General features: G+C 69.3%; 19 protein-coding genes. 6 read left to right on the top strand and 13 right to left on the bottom strand.

Annotated features, from left to right (window positions below):
• Positions 1-5 precede the first annotated feature (5 nt).
• The 6 genes from C6V83_RS04170 to C6V83_RS04145 are packed head-to-tail and all read right to left on the bottom strand — an operon-like array spanning position 6 to position 7,135.
• Positions 6-1,190, bottom strand: a complete 1,185-nt coding sequence (locus C6V83_RS04170) for a lipid-transfer protein (RefSeq protein WP_105941331.1) — start codon at positions 1,188-1,190, stop codon at positions 6-8.
• Complete coding sequence (locus C6V83_RS04165) at positions 1,187-1,591, bottom strand: MaoC family dehydratase (protein ID WP_159067437.1); 405 nt, start codon at positions 1,589-1,591, stop codon at positions 1,187-1,189. Before C6V83_RS04165 ends, C6V83_RS04170 begins: the two co-directional genes overlap by 4 nt.
• On the bottom strand, positions 1,588-2,637 hold the full coding sequence (locus C6V83_RS04160) for a bifunctional MaoC family dehydratase N-terminal/OB-fold nucleic acid binding domain-containing protein (protein ID WP_105941329.1): 1,050 nt from the start codon (positions 2,635-2,637) through the stop codon (positions 1,588-1,590). Before C6V83_RS04160 ends, C6V83_RS04165 begins: the two co-directional genes overlap by 4 nt.
• Entirely contained in the window at positions 2,634-3,821 is a 1,188-nt protein-coding gene (locus C6V83_RS04155; protein WP_105941328.1) for an acyl-CoA dehydrogenase family protein, read from the bottom strand. Before C6V83_RS04155 ends, C6V83_RS04160 begins: the two co-directional genes overlap by 4 nt.
• Positions 3,812-4,888, bottom strand: coding sequence for an acyl-CoA dehydrogenase family protein (locus C6V83_RS04150; RefSeq protein ID WP_105941327.1), 1,077 nt, complete (start codon positions 4,886-4,888; stop codon positions 3,812-3,814). Before C6V83_RS04150 ends, C6V83_RS04155 begins: the two co-directional genes overlap by 10 nt.
• 60 nt (positions 4,889-4,948) lie before the next feature.
• Positions 4,949-7,135: an acyl-CoA dehydrogenase family protein gene (locus C6V83_RS04145; protein WP_105941326.1), complete on the bottom strand. Its 2,187-nt coding sequence runs from the start codon at positions 7,133-7,135 to the stop codon at positions 4,949-4,951.
• 113 nt (positions 7,136-7,248) lie between these two features.
• Here C6V83_RS04145 and kstR point away from each other — a divergent pair, with 113 nt between their 5' ends.
• Positions 7,249-7,902, top strand: coding sequence for a cholesterol catabolism transcriptional regulator KstR (kstR, locus tag C6V83_RS04140; protein ID WP_105941325.1), 654 nt, complete (start codon positions 7,249-7,251; stop codon positions 7,900-7,902).
• A gap of 18 nt (positions 7,903-7,920) precedes the next feature.
• Here kstR and C6V83_RS04135 read toward each other — a convergent pair whose 3' ends face one another.
• Together C6V83_RS04135 and C6V83_RS04130 are read right to left on the bottom strand one after the other, a co-directional pair.
• A complete protein-coding gene (locus tag C6V83_RS04135; RefSeq protein ID WP_407646242.1) occupies positions 7,921-8,943 on the bottom strand; it encodes an alpha/beta hydrolase in 1,023 nt (340 codons plus the stop codon).
• Positions 8,944-9,009: 66 nt separating this feature from the next.
• Positions 9,010-11,550, bottom strand: coding sequence for an ATP-dependent Clp protease ATP-binding subunit (locus tag C6V83_RS04130; RefSeq protein WP_105941324.1), 2,541 nt, complete (start codon positions 11,548-11,550; stop codon positions 9,010-9,012).
• A gap of 207 nt (positions 11,551-11,757) precedes the next feature.
• Here C6V83_RS04130 and C6V83_RS04125 point away from each other — a divergent pair, with 207 nt between their 5' ends.
• Positions 11,758-13,068, top strand: a complete 1,311-nt coding sequence (locus C6V83_RS04125) for a PQQ-binding-like beta-propeller repeat protein (protein WP_105941323.1) — start codon at positions 11,758-11,760, stop codon at positions 13,066-13,068.
• Here C6V83_RS04125 and C6V83_RS04120 read toward each other — a convergent pair.
• Genes C6V83_RS04120 through C6V83_RS04105 form a run of 4 tightly spaced genes read right to left on the bottom strand, consistent with a single transcriptional unit; the run spans position 13,065 to position 15,809 of the window.
• Positions 13,065-14,330 (bottom strand): M18 family aminopeptidase, encoded by a 1,266-nt coding sequence (locus C6V83_RS04120; protein ID WP_105941322.1) that lies wholly within the window; start codon positions 14,328-14,330, stop codon positions 13,065-13,067. The genes C6V83_RS04125 and C6V83_RS04120 overlap by 4 nt on opposite strands.
• A gap of 8 nt (positions 14,331-14,338) precedes the next feature.
• On the bottom strand, positions 14,339-15,019 hold the full coding sequence (gene purQ / locus C6V83_RS04115; RefSeq protein WP_105941321.1) for a phosphoribosylformylglycinamidine synthase subunit PurQ: 681 nt from the start codon (positions 15,017-15,019) through the stop codon (positions 14,339-14,341).
• Positions 15,020-15,021: 2 nt separating this feature from the next.
• Positions 15,022-15,273 (bottom strand): phosphoribosylformylglycinamidine synthase subunit PurS, encoded by a 252-nt coding sequence (gene purS, locus C6V83_RS04110; RefSeq protein WP_105941320.1) that lies wholly within the window; start codon positions 15,271-15,273, stop codon positions 15,022-15,024.
• 38 nt (positions 15,274-15,311) lie between these two features.
• Positions 15,312-15,809, bottom strand: coding sequence for a glutathione peroxidase (locus tag C6V83_RS04105; RefSeq protein ID WP_105943705.1), 498 nt, complete (start codon positions 15,807-15,809; stop codon positions 15,312-15,314).
• 83 nt (positions 15,810-15,892) lie between these two features.
• Here C6V83_RS04105 and C6V83_RS04100 point away from each other — a divergent pair, with 83 nt between their 5' ends.
• Positions 15,893-16,393, top strand: a complete 501-nt coding sequence (locus tag C6V83_RS04100) for a MarR family winged helix-turn-helix transcriptional regulator (protein ID WP_159067436.1) — start codon at positions 15,893-15,895, stop codon at positions 16,391-16,393.
• Positions 16,394-16,452: 59 nt separating this feature from the next.
• Positions 16,453-18,015, top strand: a complete 1,563-nt coding sequence (locus C6V83_RS04095; RefSeq protein ID WP_105941318.1) for a DHA2 family efflux MFS transporter permease subunit — start codon at positions 16,453-16,455, stop codon at positions 18,013-18,015.
• A gap of 5 nt (positions 18,016-18,020) precedes the next feature.
• Here the strand turns inward: C6V83_RS04095 and C6V83_RS04090 are convergent, their stop codons facing one another.
• Positions 18,021-18,806, bottom strand: coding sequence for an alpha/beta fold hydrolase (locus tag C6V83_RS04090; RefSeq protein WP_234353852.1), 786 nt, complete (start codon positions 18,804-18,806; stop codon positions 18,021-18,023).
• Between the two features lie 54 nt (positions 18,807-18,860).
• On the opposite strand from C6V83_RS04090, the gene C6V83_RS04085 reads away from it, so the two are divergent.
• A complete protein-coding gene (locus C6V83_RS04085; protein WP_105943704.1) occupies positions 18,861-19,172 on the top strand; it encodes an antibiotic biosynthesis monooxygenase family protein in 312 nt (103 codons plus the stop codon).
• A 205-nt stretch (positions 19,173-19,377) separates the two neighbouring features.
• Entirely contained in the window at positions 19,378-20,844 is a 1,467-nt protein-coding gene (locus C6V83_RS04080) for an aldehyde dehydrogenase (protein ID WP_105941316.1), read from the top strand.
• Positions 20,845-20,847: the final 3 nt, after the last annotated feature.

The raw sequence follows: 20,847 nt of genomic DNA, 5'->3' as shown, positions 1-20,847 counted from the left end.
TGTCTTCAGGTCTCTGCGGTGAGGATCAAACCCGAGGTCGGCACCCCGGTGCCCGCGGTCACCAGTGCCACGGATGCCCCGTCCACCTGGTTCACCGAGTCGCCGCGCAACTGCCGGACCGCCTCGGCGATGCCGTTCATCCCGTGAATGTAGGCCTCGCCGAGCTGCCCGCCGTGCGTGTTCAGCGGCAGCCGGCCGCCCACTTCCAGCGAACCGGGCTCGGACACGAAGTCCTTGGCCTCGCCGCGGCCGCAGAAGCCGAGCTCCTCCAACTGCATCAGTGTGAACGGGGTGAAGTGGTCGTACAGGATGGCGACGTCGACGTCGTCGGTCGACAATCCGGCCTGCTGCCACAGCTGACGCCCGACCAGGCCCATCTCCTCCAGGCCGGTGAGGTCGTCGCGGTAGTAGCTGGTCATGATGAACTGGTCGCGTCCACTGCCCGACGCGGCGGCTGCGATCGAGACGGGCCGCTGCTTCAGTCGGCGTGCCCGTTCCGGCGAGACGACGACGATCGCCACCCCGCCGTCGGACTCCTGACAGCAATCGAGCAGGTGCAACGGCTCAGCGATGAAGCGGCTGGCCTGATGGTCGGCGAGAGTGATCGGTTTGCCGTAGAAGAAGGCCTGCGGGTTCACAGCGGCGTGCTTGCGGTCGACCACCGCGATCCGGCCGAAATCCTCGCTCGTGGCGCCGAACTCGTGCATGTAACGCTGTGCCGCCATCGCGACGAACGCGGCCGGCGTCGAGAGTCCGTGCGGATAGGAGAACGCGTTGTCGGTGCCCGACGAATTCTCCTGATTCGCCACCGCCGAGTTCACCTGACCGAACCGGAGACCCGAACGCTCGTTGAAGGCCCGGTAGGCCACCACGACGTCGCACACTCCGGTGGCCACCGCCATCGCCGCCTGCTGGACCGTCGAACACGCCGCGCCGCCGCCGTAGTGGATGCGCGAGAAGTACTTCAGCTCCGGGATCCCCACGGCCCGGGCGACGGCGATCTCGGCGTTGGTGTCCATGGTGAAGGTCACCAGGCCGTCGACGTCGCTCGCCGTCAGGCCCGCATCGGCGAGCGCCGCCTGCACGGCTTCGGCTGCCAGCCGCAGCTCGCTGCGCCCCGAGTCCTTGGAGAACTCGGTGGCCCCGATCCCGGCGATCGCCGCCCGGTGCGACAGCGTCCGCTCACTCATCGATCCGCCTTCCCGTCCCGGGTGAACGAGACCGTCGAGACCACATGTTTGCCAAGCGAATTGGTCCCGGTGACCTGGACCGTGGTGGTCTCGACTGCCGACACCACCTCACCGGTAAGGGTCAGCGTGTCGTAGGCGTACCACGGAACGCCGAGCCGGAGCTTGATCGAGGTGATCCGCGCACTCGGCCCGGCCCAGTCGGTGACGAACCGCTCCACCAGCCCGGTGTCGGTGAGGATGTTGACGAAGATGTCCTTCGAACCCTTCGCTTGCGCCAGATCGCGATCGTGATGGACGTCCTGGAAGTCGCGCGTAGCCAGGGCGCTCGCGACGACGAAGGTCGGCGTCGCCTCGATCGTCAAGGGCGGCAAGGTGTCTCCTACGGAGATGCGAGTGGTCATCGTGGCCTCCATGCGTACAGCGTCCAGGCTTCGGAGTCGTCGTCCGCGGGGAAGTCGAGGAACTCGACCTCCACCGGCATTCCGATCCGTACCCGCTCCGGATCGGCGCCGCGCAGCTCACCGAGCATCCGCACACCCTCGTCCAGTTCCACCAGGGCGACCACGAACGGCAGCTGCCGGCCCGGAACCTTCGGTGCGTGATGGACGACGAAGCTGTACACCGTTCCCGTTCCGGCGGCGACCACGAAATCGGTCGGCGGACAGTTCCCGTCACTGTCCCGGGGCTTCCAGGTCGCCGGGATCGGCGGATGCCGGAGGGTGCCGTCGGGCAGGAGCTGAACGCGCAACTCGTGTGCGGCCACGCCCTCCCAGAAGAATGCGGTGTCGCGGGAGACGGACGGGCGGATCAGACGGGCCGGATCGAGGTCGCTGCGGTCTCGATGCGGTGCCCCATTCGGTGGTCGAGTAGCCGACGAGCCGCAAGGCGAGTCGGCGTGTCGAGATCCCGGGCGGAACTTGAGGATCCGGAACTCCATCTCGGCGACCGACTCCTCACCCACCCGCCAGGTGTTCCGGGTGGTGAAGAACCAGCCCTCGCCGAGCGCGGTCTGCTTGGGTCCGGTCACGTCGATCAGTTCCGCCGAATGGGTCACTTCCTCGCCCGGCCGGAGATAACGGTGATAGACGCTGTCACAGTTCGTCGCGACCACCGACGTGTAGCCCGCCTCGTCGAACAGCGCGCTCGCCCGGCCCAGCGGGTCGTCGTCGGCCCGGACTCCGCCCAATCCACGCATCGTCCAGACCTGCGCCATGGCCGGAGGCGCGACGACGCCCGGATGTCCGGCCGCACGCGCGGCCTCGTCGTCGACGTAGATCGGATTCGCATCGCCGATGGCCTCCACCCAGTTGTGGATCATCGGTCGGTTCACCGGGTCGCGTCCGCTGATCGGTGCGCTCGGCCCGTCGGCCATGATCTCCGCGGCCGCCGCCCGGATCTGCTCATCGGTGGATGCAGACGCGTCGCTCACGGTCCCGATGCGGCTCATCGCCCACTCCTCGGCAGGCCCAGCCCGGCCGTCGCGATGAGATCGCGCATCACCTCGTTGACGCCGCCGCCGAAGGTGATCACCGCATTGCGCTTGGCTTGCCGATCCAGCCAGTCGACGAAGTCCGCGGTGGCCGGATCGGTCAGATCGCCGTAGGCGGCCACGACGTCGTCGATCATCCGGTGCGCGGCCTGCAGCCGCTCCGTGGCGAAGACCTTGGTGGCGCAGGCGTCGGCCATCGCGATGTCGCCGGAGGAGGCGACCTGCCAGTTGAGCAACTCGTTGAGGCGCTCGTAGGCGCCCAGTCGGGCGAGCACGCGGCGCACGTCAGGCTGCTCGATCACCGGGCGGTCGTCGAACGTCGCGTCCGACGCCCAGGCACGTAGCCGGTCCACCAGTCCACCGAGGCGACCGGCCGGGCCGAGCATCACGCGCTCGTGATTGAGCTGTGTGGTGATCAGCTTCCAGCCGTCGCCCTCGTCGCCGACGCGCATGCCGACCGGCACCCGCACATCGCTGTAATAGGTCGCGTTGACGTGGTGCGCACCGTCCGCGGTGATGATCGGGGTCCACGAGAATCCGGGATCGCGGGTGTCGACGATCAGGATCGAGATGCCCTTGTGCTTGGCGGCTGGAACATCCCCCGTCGCTCCGCTCGCTCCGGAGTCGGTGCGCACGGCCAGCCAGATGTAGTCCGCGTCGTGCCCGCCGGTGGTGAAGATCTTCTGGCCGTTCACCACGTACTCGTCGCCGTCCCGGACCGCACGGGTGGCCAGCGAGGCGAGGTCGGTGCCGGCATCCGGCTCGGTGTACCCGATCGCGAAATGGATCTCGCCGGCGAGGATCCCCGGAAGGAACTTCGCCTTCTGCTCCTCGGTGCCGTAGCGCTGCAAGGTGGGCCCGACCGTCTGCAGGGTCACCGCCGGCAGCGGCACGTCGGCGCGCACGGCCTCGTTGGTGAACAACTGCTGCTCCACTTCGCCGAAGCCCTTGCCGCCGAACTCCTCCGGCCAGCCGACGCCGAGACGTCCGTCGGCGCCCAGCCGGCGGACCACCGCGCGGTACTCGGCGCCGTGCCGCTGCGTGCGCATCGCGCTCTCCTCCTCCGGCGTCACCAAGCCGGAGAAGTAGTCGCGAAACTCGTCGCGCAACGCCTGTTGCGCCACGGTGAGGTCTACGAACATGCGCGCACCATCCTCTGAGTCTGCGGAACGGTCACCCCGGCGAGCGCGTCCAGCGATGCCGACGGGCCCCCGGCGAACCTCGCCAAGTCTTTGGCGAGGGAGAAGTAGCGGTGCAGCGGATACGACAGGTCGACGCCGATGCCCCCGTGCAGGTGCGTCATAGTGCGCAAGGCGGCGGGCAGTTCGGCGGCGGTCCAGTAGTCGGCGGTCGCCAGATCCTCGTCCGCGTCGCGGCCGGTCGCCAGGCGCCAGGCGGCCGACGTCGCGACCAGGTTGAGGGTGCGGGACACCACATACACGTCGGCGAGCTGCTGTGCCACCGCCTGGAACGCCCCGATCGCCCGGCCGAACTGCTGCCGGTCGGTCACATGCGTCGCGGTGAGGTCCAGCGCGCCGGCCAGCAGCCCGTCGGCGTAGCAGGCCTGCAGCGCACGATAGAGGTCGCCCGCGGGCCCGGCCACGGTGACGGCCGGGGCGTCGTCGAACGTCACCGTGAACTCGGCCGCCCCCGTCGACGACGGCGTCCGGAGCAGCCGCACCCCGGGCGCCTGCGGATCGACGACGGCGCTCGTCCCCGGTCCGGCCACGATCAACCCGGCGGCGCCCTCGGCGAAGCAGACTCCGGTCTTGACGCCGGAGACCTTCGCATCCGGGCCCGAGCCGGAGATCCGCACCTGCGGCGGGTCGCCCGGCGCGCGGCCGCGTTCGCCGACGGCGACGGCGAACCACCTGCCCGGCCGGACGGCGGCGCGGTCGGCCCAGTGCGTCGCGGCGGACTCGTCCCCGGCGAACAGCGCTCCGGCGACCAGGGTGCCGACCAGCGGGGTCACCACGGCCCCGCGGCCCGCGCGGGCGGCCAGTGCGCCGAGCGCGTCGACGTCGAGGCCCTCGCCGCCGAGCGCCGGCGGAAACGCCATCGTGGCGAGTTCGCAGTCGATGAGCAATCGCCACGCCGCGCGATCGAAGCCGTCGTCGAACCGATCGGTCCAGTCCGGCGTCAGCCTGCGCATCGCCTCATCGGCCGCTTCCGCCAGCGCTGCCGCCGTCGCCTCCGGGGTGAAGTCCACCCGAGCCTCCGTTCGTCGTTCCCGTCCAAAAGTAGAACAGGTTCTATATTAGAACAGGTTCTACCCGGAACGGGGCGAACGAGGCAAACCGAGAATCCGCTCGGCCGCCGCCGTCTTGAGGATCTGCGTGGTGCCGCCTGCGATCGACAGACAACGGTTGAGGAGGAAGAACTCGCTCGCCGTGCTCGGCACCAGCGCCTGCTCGCCGAGAAGATCGAGCGCGAACTCGGGTACCGCCTGCCGATGCACCACGCCGATCAGCTTCCGCACACTCGACGTGGCACCGGGATCGGTTCCGGACAGGCGGCTCAGCAGCGCGCGTGCGTCGAGAACCCGCCCGATGTGAGCATCGGCGATCAGTCCGCCGAGGCGTTCCTCCTGGGCCGCGGTCAACGGAGCACCGGATTCGTCGAGTTGCCGGAGCAGAGCGTCGAGTTCTTTGCCGAGCCCGGACCCGCCCATCGCGACCCGCTCATTGGACAGCGTGGTCCGGGCCAGACGCCAACCCCCGTTCACCCCGCCGACGATCAGTTCGTCGGGGACGAACACGCGATCCAGGAACACCTCGTTGAACAGCGCCCGGCCGGTCAACTCACGCAGCGGCCGGATATCGATCCCCGCCGAGGACATGTCGACCAGGAAGTAGGTGATCCCCTTGTGCTTCGACGCATCCTGGTCCGTGCGCGCGAGGCAGACCGCCCATTGCGACTCACGCGCCTGCGAGGTCCACACCTTCTGCCCGGTCAGCTCCCACCCACCGGGCACCCGTTCGGCACGGGTCCGCAGCGCGGCCAGATCGCTGCCGGCCTCCGGCTCGCTGAACAACTGACACCAGGTGATCTCCCCGGCGAGCGTGGGGCCGAGGAAGCGCTCCCGCTGCTCCGGTGTGCCGTGCTCCAGAATCGTCGGCAGCGCCCACCCGGCGATCACCAGATCCGGGCGGCGCACCCCGGCCGCGTCGAGTTCGGCGTCGACCAGCAGCTGCAGTGCGGGGCCGGCCTGGAGGCCGTAGGGCGCGGGCCAGTGCGGCATCAGCAGCCCGGTGCGCGCCAACTCGGCGCGCCGCTGCTCCTCCGGCACCGCGGCCGCCTGCGCGACGAGCGCTGCGATCTCCCGGCGACGATCCTCCACCGCCGCCAGATCCACGGCGAACTCGCGCCGCACCCCGCTCCGTCCGAGGCCGGCGAGCCGGCGCCGCGCGGCGCCGCCCCCGCCGAGCACCACTCGAGCTGCCAGGGCCGAACGCAGATACAGGTGCGCGTCGTGCTCGAAGGTGAAGCCGATCCCGCCCAGAATCTGGATCGCATCCTTGGCGTTGGCCAGCGGCAGTTCCGCGACGAGCGCCGCCGTGGCGAGCCGGCTCAGTTCCGCCTGGCGGTCCGGCACGTCGTCGTCGATCATCGCGGCGAGATCCCAGGCCGCTGCCTCAGTCTGCTCGGCCCGGCAGAGCATGTCCGCGCACAGGTGCTTGATCGCCTGGAACGAGCCGATCGGCGCATCGAACTGGGTTCGGACCTTCGCGTACTCCACCGCGAGGTCCAGCGTGCGGCGGGCCACTCCGGCCTGATAGGCGGCCAGACACGCGACCAACAGGGTCTCGGCCTCCTCCCCCGGCAGCCGGATCAGCGCCTCGGGGCGCAGCCCCTCGAGCACCACGCGCACCGGCGGGGCGGTCCCGTCGACCACGCCCCCGGCGTCGGCGCTTCGCACGATCGCCGACGAGTCGGGGTCGATCGCGAACCAGCCCGTGTCCGCGCCGAACGCCAAGTGCGCGACGACGAGGGCGCCGTCCGCGTAACCCGGAACCGGTCCCAGATCCGCACTGAGCGTCCCGCCGCGCCCTTCCGTCACCGGCGTGGGAGCGCTCAGCGCCGACGCCGGCACGGCCGCCGGCCGCTCGCCGCCCAGGAGCGCCGCCGCCTGCGGCGCACCCGCCCGCGCGAGCAGTGCCGCCGCAGCCGCCGACGCGGCGACCGGACCGGGCACCAGTTCGGCGCCGCACGCCGCCAGGATCGCGGCCGTGTCGGCGAAGTCACCCCCCGCACCACCCAGGGCGTCGTCGACTCCGGCCGCGAACGCCCCGAGATCGCCCAGCTCCGGCCACCACCGCAGCCAGGGCGCGACCCCGTCCACGGTGGGGCCGTCGTCGATCATGAGGCGCGCGGCCGTCCGGATTCCGCGGGCCTGAGCCCACCCCGAGACGGCGTCGGCAGCAGCCCGCTGCTCGGCAGAGGTGGCGAGATTCACGTTGTTCCCTTCGCGTTGCGCTTGTTCCCGGCAATTAGAACCTGTTCTAATCAATCTAACCCGAGAATCGCACCAGCGATCCGCCCAGGGATCGCATCGAGAGGAACGAGCGCATGGCTGCTTCCCACTCCGGCAACGCCGACACCGCCCCCGCGCCGCCGCAGGTCGCGGCGACCTCCGGTGCCGAAGTGGGCTCAGCCGCCCAGCGCGAGCGCCGCCGGAGGATCCTGGACACCACGCTGGCACTGGCCTCCAAGGGCGGCTACGACGCGGTCCAGATGCGGGCCGTCGCGGAGAAGGCCGACGTGGCGGTCGGCACCCTGTACCGCTACTTCCCGTCGAAGGTGCACCTCCTGGTCACCGCCCTGGCCAGGGAACTGGAGCGGGTGGAGAGTCGCGTCGACCGGACCCAGCTGCCCGGCGAGACGCCCGTCGAGCGCCTGCAGCACGTCTTGGACATGATCACCTTCGCCATGCAGCGCGATCCGCTGCTCACCGAGGCGATGACGCGCGCGTTCATGTTCGCCGACGCCTCGGCGGCCGGTGAAGTGGACCGCGTCGCCGGCATCATCGACCGGCTGCTCGCCGGCGCGATGATCGAGCCGAACGACCCGGTAGCCGAACCGACCGAGCAGGAACTCGCGATCGCGCGGGTGATTTCGGACGTGTGGATGTCGAACCTGGTGCAGTGGCTCACGCGGCGGGCCTCGGCGACCGACGTGACCAACCGGATGGCGATGACGGTCCGGCTGCTCCTCGACCGCTGACCCGACCGACGGGGACCGTCAGAGGCTCAGATCCTTCGCGATCGACGGCCAGGTGTCGTGCAGGTCCTTCTGCCAGTACTCCCACGAGTGGGTACCGGCGGGACGGTTCAGCACGACGGTGTCGACCTTCGCTCGCGCCAGCGCCTCGCGCATCTGCTGGGTGCAGCTGTACACGGTGGCCTCGATCGCGCCGCCGAGCAGGACCTGGTCGGCCAGCACCGCGGGATCGCCCTGGATCAGCCGGGCACCGAGCGTGTCGAACTCTCCGGGCAGCCCGGTTCCGGTGGTCAGGTAGACCTTGGTGCCGCGGAGCTTCGCCGCATTCAGATAGGGATCATTGGCGGCCCAGCCGGGACCGTCCGTCGGCCCCCACATGTTGGTGATGTCGCCGCGTCCCCGATCCTCGACGACAGTTCGGATATAAGCCTGTCCGAGCGGGTCGCTGGTGCGGGCGCAGCCGCTGTAGGCCGCCGCGGCCCGATAGAGCTTCGGCGCGGCGATCGCCAGATTCAGCACCGACGTCCCGGCCATCGAGATGCCGGCGATGCCGTTCACCCCGGTGGTGGTCAGCCGCTCGTCCAGCAGCGGCGGCAGCTCGCGGGTCAGGAAGGTCTGCCACTTGTGCCGGCCGAGCACCGGATCGTCGGCGACCCAGTCGGTGTAGTACGAGAACGCACCGCCGATCGGGGTCACCACGTTGACGTGCTTGTCGGCGAAGAACTCGGCGTAGTCGGTCTTCTGCTGCCAGGTGGCCTCGTCCTCGCCTCCACCGGCACCGTTGAGGAGGTACAGGACCGGCGCCGGCTTCGCCGCATCCCGCGGGCGCAGCACAGTCAGCGGGATGTTCCGCCCCATCGCGGCCGAATAGACGACGATCCGCTCCTGCTGCGGCGCAATCCGATCCACCGAGACCAGGCGCGACGGCGCTGCGGTCCCCACCGGCGATCCCGGCTCCGGCTCCGCGCCGGCCGCACCCGGCACGGCGAGCACCGCGGCCAGGACCGCCGCGAGGACGATCCGAATACCAGCCCTGGAACGCACGAAGACTCCCGTCACACTAGTAACAACAGTCACAAGCGTAACAGGAGTCTTCGCACGGTCGGCTCCTTAGGAGGCGTCTCCCTCGGCGACCTCGGTCAGCTCGGCGGGCACATCCGGGACCTCACGGGGACGCTCGGTGCCGGTGAAGACGAACTTGGCGTCTTCGCCGTCGCCCTCGCCGTCCCAGTTCTCGACGTCGACCAGCACGATCTGTCCGGCACCGATCTCGTTGAACAAGATCTTCTCCGACAGCTGGTCCTCGATCTCGCGCTGAATCGTGCGACGCAGGGGACGCGCGCCCAGCACCGGATCGAAGCCGCGCCGAGCCAGCAGGCTCTTGGCCTTGTCGGTCAGCTCCAGATCCATGTCCTTGACTTTCAGCTGGGTCTCCACGCGGCCGATCATCAGGTCGACCATCTCGATGATCTCGTCGCGCGTCAGCTGGTGGAAGACGATGACGTCGTCGATGCGGTTCAGGAACTCCGGGCGGAAGTGCTTCTTCAGCTCGTCGTTGACCTTCTGCTTCATCCGCTCGTAGTTCGAGCCGTCGCCGTCACCCTTGCTGAACCCGATGCCGACGGCCTTCGAGATGTCGGACGTGCCGAGGTTCGAGGTGAAGATCAGCACGGTGTTCTTGAAGTCGACCGTGCGCCCCTGACCGTCGGTGAGACGGCCGTCCTCGAGGACCTGCAGCAGGGTGTTGTAGATCTCCGGGTGGGCCTTCTCGATCTCGTCGAACAGGACGACGGAGAACGGCTTGCGGCGCACCTTCTCGGTGAGCTGGCCGCCTTCGTCGTAGCCGACGTAGCCGGGAGGAGCACCGAAGAGCCGCGAAGCGGTGAAGCGGTCGTGGAACTCGCCCATGTCGATCTGGATGAGGGCATCGTCCTCGCCGAACAAGAAGTTCGCCAGCGCCTTGGACAACTCGGTCTTTCCGACGCCGGACGGACCGGCGAAGATGAACGAGCCGGACGGACGCTTGGGATCCTTCAGCCCCGCGCGGGTCCGGCGGATCGCCCGCGAGACCGCCTTGACGGCGTCCTCCTGGCCGATGATCCGCTTGTGCAGCTCTTCCTCCATGCGGAGCAGACGGGTGGTCTCCTCCTCGGTCAACTTGAACACGGGGATGCCGGTCCAGTTGCCCAAGACCTCGGCGATCTCCTCGTCGCTGACCTCGGACACCACGTCCAGGTCGCCGGCGCGCCACTGCTTCTCGCGCTCGGTGCGCTCGGAGATCAGCTGCTTCTCCTTGTCCCGGAGACTGGCGGCCTTCTCGAAGTCCTGCGCATCGATCGCCGACTCCTTCTCCTTGCGCGCGTCGGCGATGCGGTCGTCGAACTCGCGCAGGTCCGGCGGCGCGGTCATCCGGCGGATGCGCATCCGCGCGCCCGCCTCGTCGATCAGGTCGATCGCCTTGTCCGGCAGGAACCGGTCATTGATGTACCGGTCGGCCAGCGTCGCCGCAGCGGCCAGGGCCGCGTCGGTGATGGACACGCGATGGTGCTGCTCGTAGCGGTCGCGCAGGCCCTTGAGGATCTCGATGGTGTGCTCCACCGAGGGCTCGCCCACCTGGACCGGCTGGAAGCGGCGCTCCAGGGCGGCGTCCTTCTCGATGTACTTGCGGTACTCGTCGAGGGTGGTGGCGCCGATGGTCTGCAGCTCGCCGCGGGCCAGTTTCGGTTTCAGGATGCTGGCGGCATCGATGGCGCCCTCGGCGGCTCCGGCCCCGACCAGCTGATGCAGCTCGTCGATGAACAGAATGATGTCACCGCGGGTGTTGATCTCCTTGAGCACCTTCTTCAGGCGCTCTTCGAAGTCGCCGCGGTAGCGGCTGCCGGCCACCAGCGAACCGAGGTCCAGGGTGTAGAGCTGCTTGTCCTTGAGCGTCTCCGGAACGTTGCCGGACACGATCGCCTGGGCCAGGCCCTCCACGACGGCCGTCTTGCCGACGCCCGGCTCGCCGATCAGCACGGGGTTGTTCTTGGTGCGGCGCGAGAGCACCTGCATCACCCGCTCGATCTCCTTCTCGCGGCCGATCACCGGGTCGAGCTTGCCCTCGCCGGCGGCCGCGGTCAGGTTGCGGCCGAACTGGTCCAGCACCAGCGAGGTGGACGGCGTGCCCGAATCGGACGAACGTCCGCCGGTGCCCGCGGCCTCCGGCTCCTTGCCCTGGTATCCGGACAGCAGCTGGATCACCTGCTGACGCACACTGTTCAGGTCGGCGCCCAGCTTCACCAGGACCTGGGCGGCGACGCCCTCGCCCTCGCGGATCAGGCCGAGCAGGATGTGCTCGGTGCCGATGTAGTTGTGACCGAGCTGCAGTGCTTCACGCAGGCTCAGCTCCAGCACCTTCTTGGCGCGCGGAGTGAACGGGATGTGCCCGGACGGCGCCTGCTGACCCTGTCCGATGATCTCCTCCACCTGGCTGCGAACCGCTTCGAGCGAGATGCCCAGCGACTCCAGCGCCTTGGCCGCGACACCCTCACCCTCGTGGATCAGACCCAGGAGGATGTGCTCGGTGCCGATGTAGTTGTGATTGAGCATCCGTGCTTCTTCTTGCGCCAGGACGACGACCCGGCGCGCACGGTCGGTGAACCGTTCGAACATTGTTCCCTCCAAGTTGCTGGCCCCGGCAGCGAGCCTCTTGCCTCCACTGTAGTGGTCGTCACGGCTCGCACGCCGGTCGACGTGGTGCGTGAGGACCTTCCGGGGTTCTGACATCCTCAACGACGCACGCTGAAGCGGTGTTCCGCGCGCCGGTACGCCCTGAGCGAACGTGACTCATGCCAGAGCACTCATGACAGACTGGGCGCCATGTCTCGCGAGGATTTCTCCCGCCGCCGCCGACCGTTCGGGATCGCCGCGGTCGGCATCGTCGGATCGCTGCTGCTGGTCGTCGTCGCCGGCGTGGTCCTGTGGGGACCGGCCGCCCCGGCCTACACCGCCGGCGACGGCGCCCTCCGCGGTTACGGCTCCGCGCCGGAACCGGCGTGGACCCTCGACGACGCGACCCTGCCGGGCCTGGCGGGCGAGGGCCGGGTGACCGTCGACGATCAGCGCGGCGACGACTGGCTCGTCGCCTATCCGTCCGACTATGGCCGCGCCTTTGTCCCGATCGACGTGCGGACGGGACTCCCCCGATGGCCCGAGCCCGTGCGGGTCGGCCTCGGCGACTGCGCGATCAACGCCGAGCACCGGATCGGCTGCGCCGTGAAGAACGGCGACGTGCCCGACGGCTTCTATCTGATCGACGACGACGGACGCGCGCAGTCCGCAGGCCCGCTCGACGACACCGCCTCGGTGACCGCGGTGGGCCGCAACTTCCTGCGGGTGAACCAGTTCGGCAGGCAGGCGAGCCTTCGGACGCCGGAGGGTGCCACGCTCTGGAACCGGAGCTTCGCCGCCACCGCGTATCCGCGTCTTCCGCACAACACACTGGTCGTCGACACCGCCGACGGCCGGGGCTTCATCCTCGACAAGGCCGACGGCGAGAGCATCGTCGAGTGCGACGAGTGCGATGTGTGGGTGTACACCGGCGGCGCGGTGACCCAGAGCGGCGCCGGCGCCCAACGCGAGCTCCGCGTGTATCCGAGGACGGGCCGGGAGATCTCGTCCACGCCGGTGCGCACCGCACCGAGCCTGACCGTGGTGCCCGGGCCCGCCGCGCTGCCGATCTTCACCGGCACCGGTCCCGGCCAGCTCATGGAGACCTCCGGACGCTACGAGGTGGTCGATCCGGCCACCGGCGCGGGCCTGTGGCAGCTCGGCGACCCGGAACTGTCCAAGGTGAACGCCCGGCCGTGCGGCACGGTGGTCTCGTTCCGGATGAAAGACGACTCGCGCCGCTTCTACACGCTCGCCGACGGACGAGCACTCGGCGCGATGGCACCGCCGTCGTACCTGGACCCGGACCACAACCTGAATCTGCTGAGTTGCGTGGGCTCGTCCGGCGACGGCGGCCCGGACACGAAGGTCCTGTTCGCCAGCCGGGACAAGCTGAGCGCGTTCGACGCGGGCAGCGGCGCACTGGTGTGGGATCTGGACATCAACGGCACCGTCGACTCGGTCGACGGCTACGTGGTGCTGACCCAGGGCCAGTCGATCACGGTGCTGGCGCCGAGTTAAACCGCCAAGAAGGCCTGTAGCGCGGCCGAGTACATCGGCACGTCCGCGGCGGCCATCAGCTCGCGGGCGCTGTGCATCGCCAACTGCGGGGCCCCGACGTCGACCGTCCGGAGACCGGTCCGGGTCGCGGTGAGCGGGCCGATCGTCGAGCCGCACGGCAGGTCGGCGCGATGCACGTACCGTTGCAGCGGCACCCCGGCGCGCCGGCAGGCGAGCGCGAACTCGGCCTCGCCCACCGCATCGGAGGCGTAGCGCAGATTCTGATTGACCTTGAGCACCGGGCCGCCGCCGACCGCGATCTGGTGACCCGGCTCGTGCCGGTCGGGGTAGTTCGGGTGCGTCGCGTGGGCCATGTCGCCGGAGACGCAGACGCTGGCCGCCATCACCCGCAAGAAGTCTTCGCGGCCACCGCCGCCCGCCGCCACGATGCGCTCGCACACCGTCGCCAAGAAGTCCGACGATGCGCCGCGCTCGGACCCCGAGCCGACCTCCTCGTGGTCGAAGAGCGCCAGCATCCGCGCCGATCCGCCCGGCTCGGCGTCGAGCAGGGCACGCAGCCCCGCATAGCAGGTGCCCTGGTTGTCCAGCCGCGGCGCGCTGAGCAGTTCCGCGTCGGTGCCGATCAGCCGGGACGGCGCGAGATCGTGCGTCATCAGCTCCCACCCGAGCGGAGAACCTGCGTCGAGTCCGGCGCGCGCCGCGATCCAGTCGATGATCGGCTCGTCGGAGGCCACCCCGCGGATCGCGTCGACGTGCCGCTGCGGATCCAGCTGCACGCCCTTGCGGTCCTCGGACAGGTGGATCGCCAGTTGCGCCACCCGCAGCACCGGCTCGTCGACCTTGACCAGGACGTGTCGTACGACCCCGTCGACGTCGTACGCCAAGCGGCCGGACAGCCCGAGGTCGCGGTCGAGCCACGAGTTGAGCCACGCACCGCCGTAGGGCTCCAGCGCCACGGTGACGAATCCGGCGCTGCGGCGGTCGGGATGCTGCTTGAGACGCAGATTCGGGCTGTCGGTGTGCCCGCCGACGATGCGCAGCGGTGCACCGGATCCGGCGCCCTCGCCGTTCCACGCGATGATCGAGCCGCCGCGGATCACATAGTGACGGCCGGACGCGCTCGCCCACTCGTCGGTCTCCTCGAGCCGGGAGTACCCGGCCGCGTCGAGCTCGGCGGCCACGGTGGCGCAGACGTGAAACGGCGACGGCGAAGCGTCGACGAAGGCGGCGAGACCCTCGGCGGTGGCGGAGGTGGCGATCATTCGGGTGATCAGACCGCGGCGAGGACCGCGTCGATCGCCGAATAGAAGAGGCCCAGACCGTCGTCGCTCGGACCGGTCAACGCCTCCACCGCGTGCTCCGGATGCGGCATCAGGCCCACGACCCGGCCGTCGGCACTGGCTATGCCCGCGATGTCGAGCCGGCTGCCGTTGGGATTCTCGCCCGCGTAGGTGAAGACGATGCGACCTTCGCCCTCGAGCTTCTCCAGCTCGTAGTCGGAGGCCACGTACCGCCCCTCGCCGGACTTGAGCGGGATCAGGATCTCGGCGCCCTCGTCGTACCGCGTGGTCCAGGCGGTCTGATTGTTCTCCACCCGCAGCCACTGATCACGGCAGATGAAGTGCAGGCCTTCGTTGCGCGCGAGCGCACCGGGCAGCAGCCCGGCCTCGGCCAGGATCTGGAAGCCGTTGCAGATGCCCAGCACCGGCATGCCACGACCGGCCGCGGCGATCACCTCCGACATGACCGGGGCGAACTTGGCGATCGCACCGCAGCGCAGGTAGTCGCCGTAGCTGAAACCACCCGGAACGACGACGGCGTCGACGCCCTTCACGTCGGCATCCCCGTGCCACAGGCTCACCGGCTCGCCGCCGGCGATCTTCACCGCGCGGGCCGCGTCGACGTCGTCGAGGGTCCCGGGGAAGGTGATGACTCCGATCTTCGCGCTCATCGTCACGCGTTCTCGTCGATGCGGACGCGCGTCACGGCGTAGTTCTCGATCACCGTGTTGGTGAGCAGCTCTTCGGCTATGCGCTCCAGCGCCGCGTCGTCGACGGTGTCGTCGACCTCGAGCTCGAACCGCTTGCCCTGCCGGACGTCGGCGATTCCGCTGAATCCGAGGCGCCCGAGGGCGCCGACGATGGCCTGCCCCTGCGGGTCCAGGATCTCGGCCTTGGGCATCACATCGACCACTACACGCGCCATCGCGGCATCGCTCCTCACACGCTTCTAGAATGTCGATTTCACTGTACAGCGGCCTCGATCGCGGCGATCACCTCGGGAGCGTCGGGCGCGGTACGCGGGCGGAAGCGGGCCAGCACGTCGCCGTCCGCGCTCACCAGGAACTTCTCGAAGTTCCACTGCACGTCGCCGGCGACGCCGTCGGAGTCTGCGGTCTCGGTGAGCGCGGCGTACAGCGGATGCCGCTCCGCGCCGTTCACGTCCGTCTTCTCCAGCAGCGGAAACGTGACCCCGTAGGTGACCGAACAGAACTCGGCGATTTCCTCCGAGGTGCCGGGCTCCTGCCCCATGAACTGATTGCACGGGACACCGACGACGGTCAGGCCGCGCGGGCCGTACGACTTCGCCAGATCCTCGAGCACACCGTACTGCGGCGTGAGACCGCACCTGGAGGCCACGTTGACGATCAGCAACGGGCCCGGCCGATCAGCGAGCGAGAAGTCGGATCCGTCCAGCGCCCGCACCGGAATGTCCTTTATGCCAGGGGATTTCTGCGTCATGACCGACAGCCTACGGCCGGCGGTGAGGAAGGTCACCGTTTATTGTGTTGCAGCAATAGTTGCGTAGACGTAATCATTGTCCGGTGCTTCAGGAATCCGACCGCCTCGCGACTCACCAGGGCGATGCCGCCGTCGACGCGGTGACCGACTTCGTCGGCCGGGTGCTCGCCGCGACTCGCTCCTCGACGGCGGCGAACCTCGCCTCGACCGACCTCACCTTCTCTCAGGTCCGCATCCTCTTCGTACTCCTGCAGAGCGACGAGGGACTGCCGACCCACGAGGTCGCCGACCATCTCGGTCTGTCGCTGGCCGCGACCGGCCGAGCCGCCGACCGCCTGGTCACTCTCGGCTTCGTCGATCGGCGCGAGGATCCGCGCGACCGGCGCGTGAAGCGGCTGTCGCTCACCGCAGCCGGGGACGAGCTCCTGACCGTGCATTTCCGGCTCCGCGAGGACGACGTCCGGAACCTCCTGACGCCGCTCCCGGACGACGTCCGCGACCGGCTGCGGCAGGCCCTGACCGAAGCGGCCGGATACCTGCCCGAGCACGGCATCTGCCGGCCCCGGACCGCGCCGGTCACCTGACCCTCCCCACCACTCGACCTCCCCCACACCCCCCGACCATCTCCAATCGAAGGAATCCCATGTCCCAGGCCACTCCGGCCGCCGCGGCGCCCGACAAACTCGGACGCGACGTCTTCGTCGTCGCCGGTGTCGTGGTGCTCGGCGCCATCATGTCCATCCTGGACGTCACCGTCGTGGCGGTGGCCCAACCGACCTTCATCAACGACTTCGGCACCACGCCCGCGGGCGCCGCCTGGTCGATGACCGGCTACACACTCGCGCTCGCCGCGGTGATCCCGATCGCCAGTTGGGCGGTCTCGCGCTTCGGCTCCAAGAAGGTCTACATGACCTCGCTGGTGCTGTTCATCATCGGCTCGATCCTGTGCGCCATGGCGACCAGCATCGGCACCCTGGTCGCGTTCCGCATGATCCAGGGCCTCGGCGGCGGGCTCCTGATGCCGGTCGGCATGATGATCATGACGCGGGCCGCCGGCCCCGAGCGCGTCGGCTCGGTGATGGCCGTGCTCGGCATCCCGATGCTGCTCGGCCCCATCGCCGGCCCGATTCTGGGCGGCTGGCTGATCGAGATCGCCTCGTGGCACTGGGTCTTCCTGATCAACATCCCGATCGGCGTCGTCGCCATCGTCTACGCCTGGTTCGCCCTCAAGGACGACACCGAGAAGACCAAGTCGTCGATCGACTTCCTCGGCCTGCTGCTCCTGTCGCCGGGTCTGGCGCTGTTCCTGTTCGGCGTCTCCTCCAGCGCCGAGCACAAGACCTTCAACAACACCGGCGTGTACGTCCCGATGATCATCGGCGGCCTGCTCATCATCGGCTTCGTGTTCCACGCGCTGCGGACCAAGAACCCGCTGCTGGACCTGCGCCTGTTCAAGAACCGCACCCTGGCGATCTCGGTGATCACCATGGTCACGTTCATGGTCGCCTTCTTCGGCGCCTCGCTGCTGTACCCGCAGTACTTCATCACCGTCCGCGGCGAATCCACGCTGATCGCCGGCCTGCTGCTGGCCCCGCAGGGCCTGGGCGCCATGCTCACCATGCCGATCGCCGGCAAGATGACCGACAAGATCGGTCCGGGCAAGTTCGTGCTGGGCGGCCTGGTGCTGATCCTGATCGGCGTGTCGGTCTTCACCCAGCTGGGCCCGGACACCTCGTACTGGCTGCTGTGCGGCGCACTGTTCGTCCAGGGTCTGGGCATGGGCATGACGATGATGCCGATCATGTCCTCGGCGCTGGCCTCGCTGCGCGGTCCGCAGGTGCCCGACGGCTCGACGCTGGTGAACGTGATCCAGCAGACGTCGTCGTCCATCGGCACCGCGGTGATCACCGTGATCTACACGGGCATGGTGACCGCCGCCGCGGGTCTGGCTCAGCTGTACAACACCATGCCGGACAAGCTGCCCGAGGCCTTCACCGCACTGCCGCAGCCCGTCCAGGACGCGGAGATCGCGAAGGGACTGACGGAGGCCTCGTCCGCCTTCGGCAACACCTTCATCGTCGCCGTCGTCCTAGTCGCGATCACCTTCATCCCGGCGTTCTTCCTGCCGCGGACCAAGATCACGACCGCGGTCGAAGAGGACGTCGACCTCGGCGACGGCCCCGCCCAGCCGGTGATCATGCACTGACCGCGCTAACCGGCACGTCCGGTCTGCATCGACAGGAACGCTTCGACGGCGCCCCGGAAAACCTCCGGGGCGTCGTCGTGTACCAAGTGCCCGGCGCCGGCCACCCGTAGATAGGTCGCGTGCCGATTGCGCTGCGCCATCCGTTCCATCTGATCGGGCGGGGTCACCGAGAACTCGGCTTCCAGCAGCAACGACGGCGCCTGCACCGCATCCCATTGCGTCCAGAAGTCACGGCCGCCCCACTCCTCGGCGAGCGCCGCCCACACGGGGATGCTGCCGTGCAGACGTCCGTCGTCGAAGGCCTCGTAGAAGTACCGGCCGGCGACGGGCCCGAAGTGCGCGACGGCCTCGCCCAGGTCGGCGAACCGGTCGGGCCAGGACGCGAACCACGGCTGCCAGGTCCCGGTGGTCCGCCCGCGGAAGTCCGGCGCCATGTCCTCGACGACCAGTGCCGACACCAGCTCCGGGAACTCCGCCGCAGTGCACCAGGCGTGCAGGCCGCCCATCGAGTGACCGATCAGCACCGCCGGTCCCCGATCGATCCAGGTGAGAATCTCGGCGACGTCGCCGACGAACCGCTCCGTCGCCAGGTCCGCGGCCGCCGGGTCGCCCACCCGGTCGGCGCCCTGGTGGAAGGCGGCGTCGAAGGTGAACACCCGCCCGTAGTCGCGCAGCCACGGGATCTGACGACGCCACGTGCGGCCCCGGCCCATCAGACCGTGCAACAGGACGATCGCGCCGAAACCGTCGTCGTCGCCCCCGTGATCGAGCAACCCGGCCGTGCTTCCCACGGCACCGACCTTAGCCTCAGGTCTGCGCGCGCCGGCGCAAGTAGGGTTGACGGCATGGCTGTTGTGAAGATCAATGCGATTCATGTGCCCGAGGGGCAAGGACCCGAGCTGGAGAAGCGTTTCGCCGCGCGGGCCGGTGTGGTGGAGCAGGCCGCCGGCTTCCTCGGCTTCCAGTTGCTCCGCCCGACGAAGGGCGACGGCCGCTACTTCGTGGTGACCCAGTGGGAGGACGAGGAGAGCTTCCAGGGCTGGGCCAACGGCGACGCACGCGCGGCACACCAGGGCGACCGCAAGCCTGTCGCGACCGGCGCAGACCTGCTGGAGTTCGAGGTGGTCCTCGACGTCCAGCCCTCGCCCGCGGACTGAGTTCCCCGCCCGCGGACTGAGTTCCCCGCCCGCGGACTGAGTTCCCCGCAGGCGAATCGCGCCTCCTCGCCCGCTGATTGCGCCTCCTCGCCCGCTGATTGCGCCTCCTCGCCCGCTGATTGAGCCTCCTCGCCCGCTGATTGAGCCTGTCGAAATCTAGAACGTGTTCTAGTATGGGGTCACCGACCCGATACGAGGAGCACGCATGTCCGTCAGCACCACCATCGACACCGACCAGCTGTACATCGGCGGACGCTGGGTGGCGCCGCACTCGCGCGAGCGACTGGACGTGCGGTCGCCCGCGACCGGCGAACTGGTCGGAAGCGTACCGGCGGCCGACTCCGACGACGTCGACGCCGCCGTGCGCGCGGCCCGGGCATCGTTCGAGTCCGGCGTCTGGCGGGAGCGCCCGCCGGCCGAGCGTGCCGCGGTCCTGCGGCGTGCGGCGGAGCTGATCAACGAGCGGTCCGCCGAGCTGTGCGCACTGATCTCGGCCGAGATGGGCGCCACCCCCGGTGACGTCGCCACGCTCCAGCAACTGGCCGGGACCGGCGTCCTGAACGGTTACGCCGATGCCGCCGACGCCTACGAGTGGGAGGAGACCCGGCACGGCCTGTTCGGCGAGAGCCTGGTGGTCCGCGAACCCGTCGGCGTGGTCGGCGCGATCATCGCGTGGAACGTCCCGCTCTTCCTGCTGTGCAACAAGTTCGGGCCCGCACTGGCGGCCGGCTGCAGCGTGGTCCTCAAACCCGCCCCGGAAACGCCCCTCAACGCGAACGTCCTCGCTGAGCTGTTCACCGAGGCCGGCGTCCCGGAAGGCGTGATCTCGGTGGTCCCCGGCGGAGTGGAGACCGGGCAGGCGCTCGTCGATCACCCGGACGTCGACAAGATCACCTTCACCGGATCCACCGCGACCGGCCGCAGTATCGCTGCGCGCTGCGGCGAGACGCTCAAGCGCTGCTCGCTGGAGCTCGGCGGCAAGTCGGCCGCCATCGTGCTCGACGACGCCGACATCGCCGCCTCGGCGCCCATGCTCGTGTTCTCCGGCATGCTCAACGCCGGACAGGCCTGTGTCGCGCAGACCAGGGTCCTGGTGCCCCGCTCGCGGCACGACGAGGTCGTCCAGGCGATGGTCGACGTCGCCGCGACCTTCACTCCGGGTCTGCCGTCGGATCCGGACACCAAGATCGGGCCGTTGATCAACGAGCGACAGTTCCAGAAGGTCAGCGGCTACATCGAGCGAGGCAAGGCCGGCGGCGCCACCGCCGTCCTCGAGGTCGCCGGACCGGAGGCCGCGGGCGGCCACTGGGTGGGCCCGACCATCTTCACCGGAGTCTCCAACGACATGGAGATCGCCCGGGAGGAGATCTTCGGCCCGGTGATCAGCGTGATCGCCTACGACGACGTCGACGAAGCGGTCGCCATCGCCAACGACTCCGACTACGGGCTCGCCGGTTCGGTGTGGACCGCCGACGTGCCGCGCGGCATCGAGATCGCCAAGCGGGTGCGCACCGGCACGGTGGGCATCAACTGGTACGCGATCGATCCGGCGTCCCCGTTCGGCGGCTACAAGAATTCCGGCATCGGGCGTGAGAACGGGCGCGAGGGTCTGGAGTCGTACCTGGAGCACAAGTCCATCCTGATGCCGATGGGGTACTCCTCGGGGGCCTGACCC

The sequence above is a fragment of the Gordonia iterans genome, assembly GCF_002993285.1.
Classification (GTDB): domain Bacteria; phylum Actinomycetota; class Actinomycetes; order Mycobacteriales; family Mycobacteriaceae; genus Gordonia; species Gordonia iterans.
This window is presented reverse-complemented; position numbering and strand designations above follow the sequence as displayed.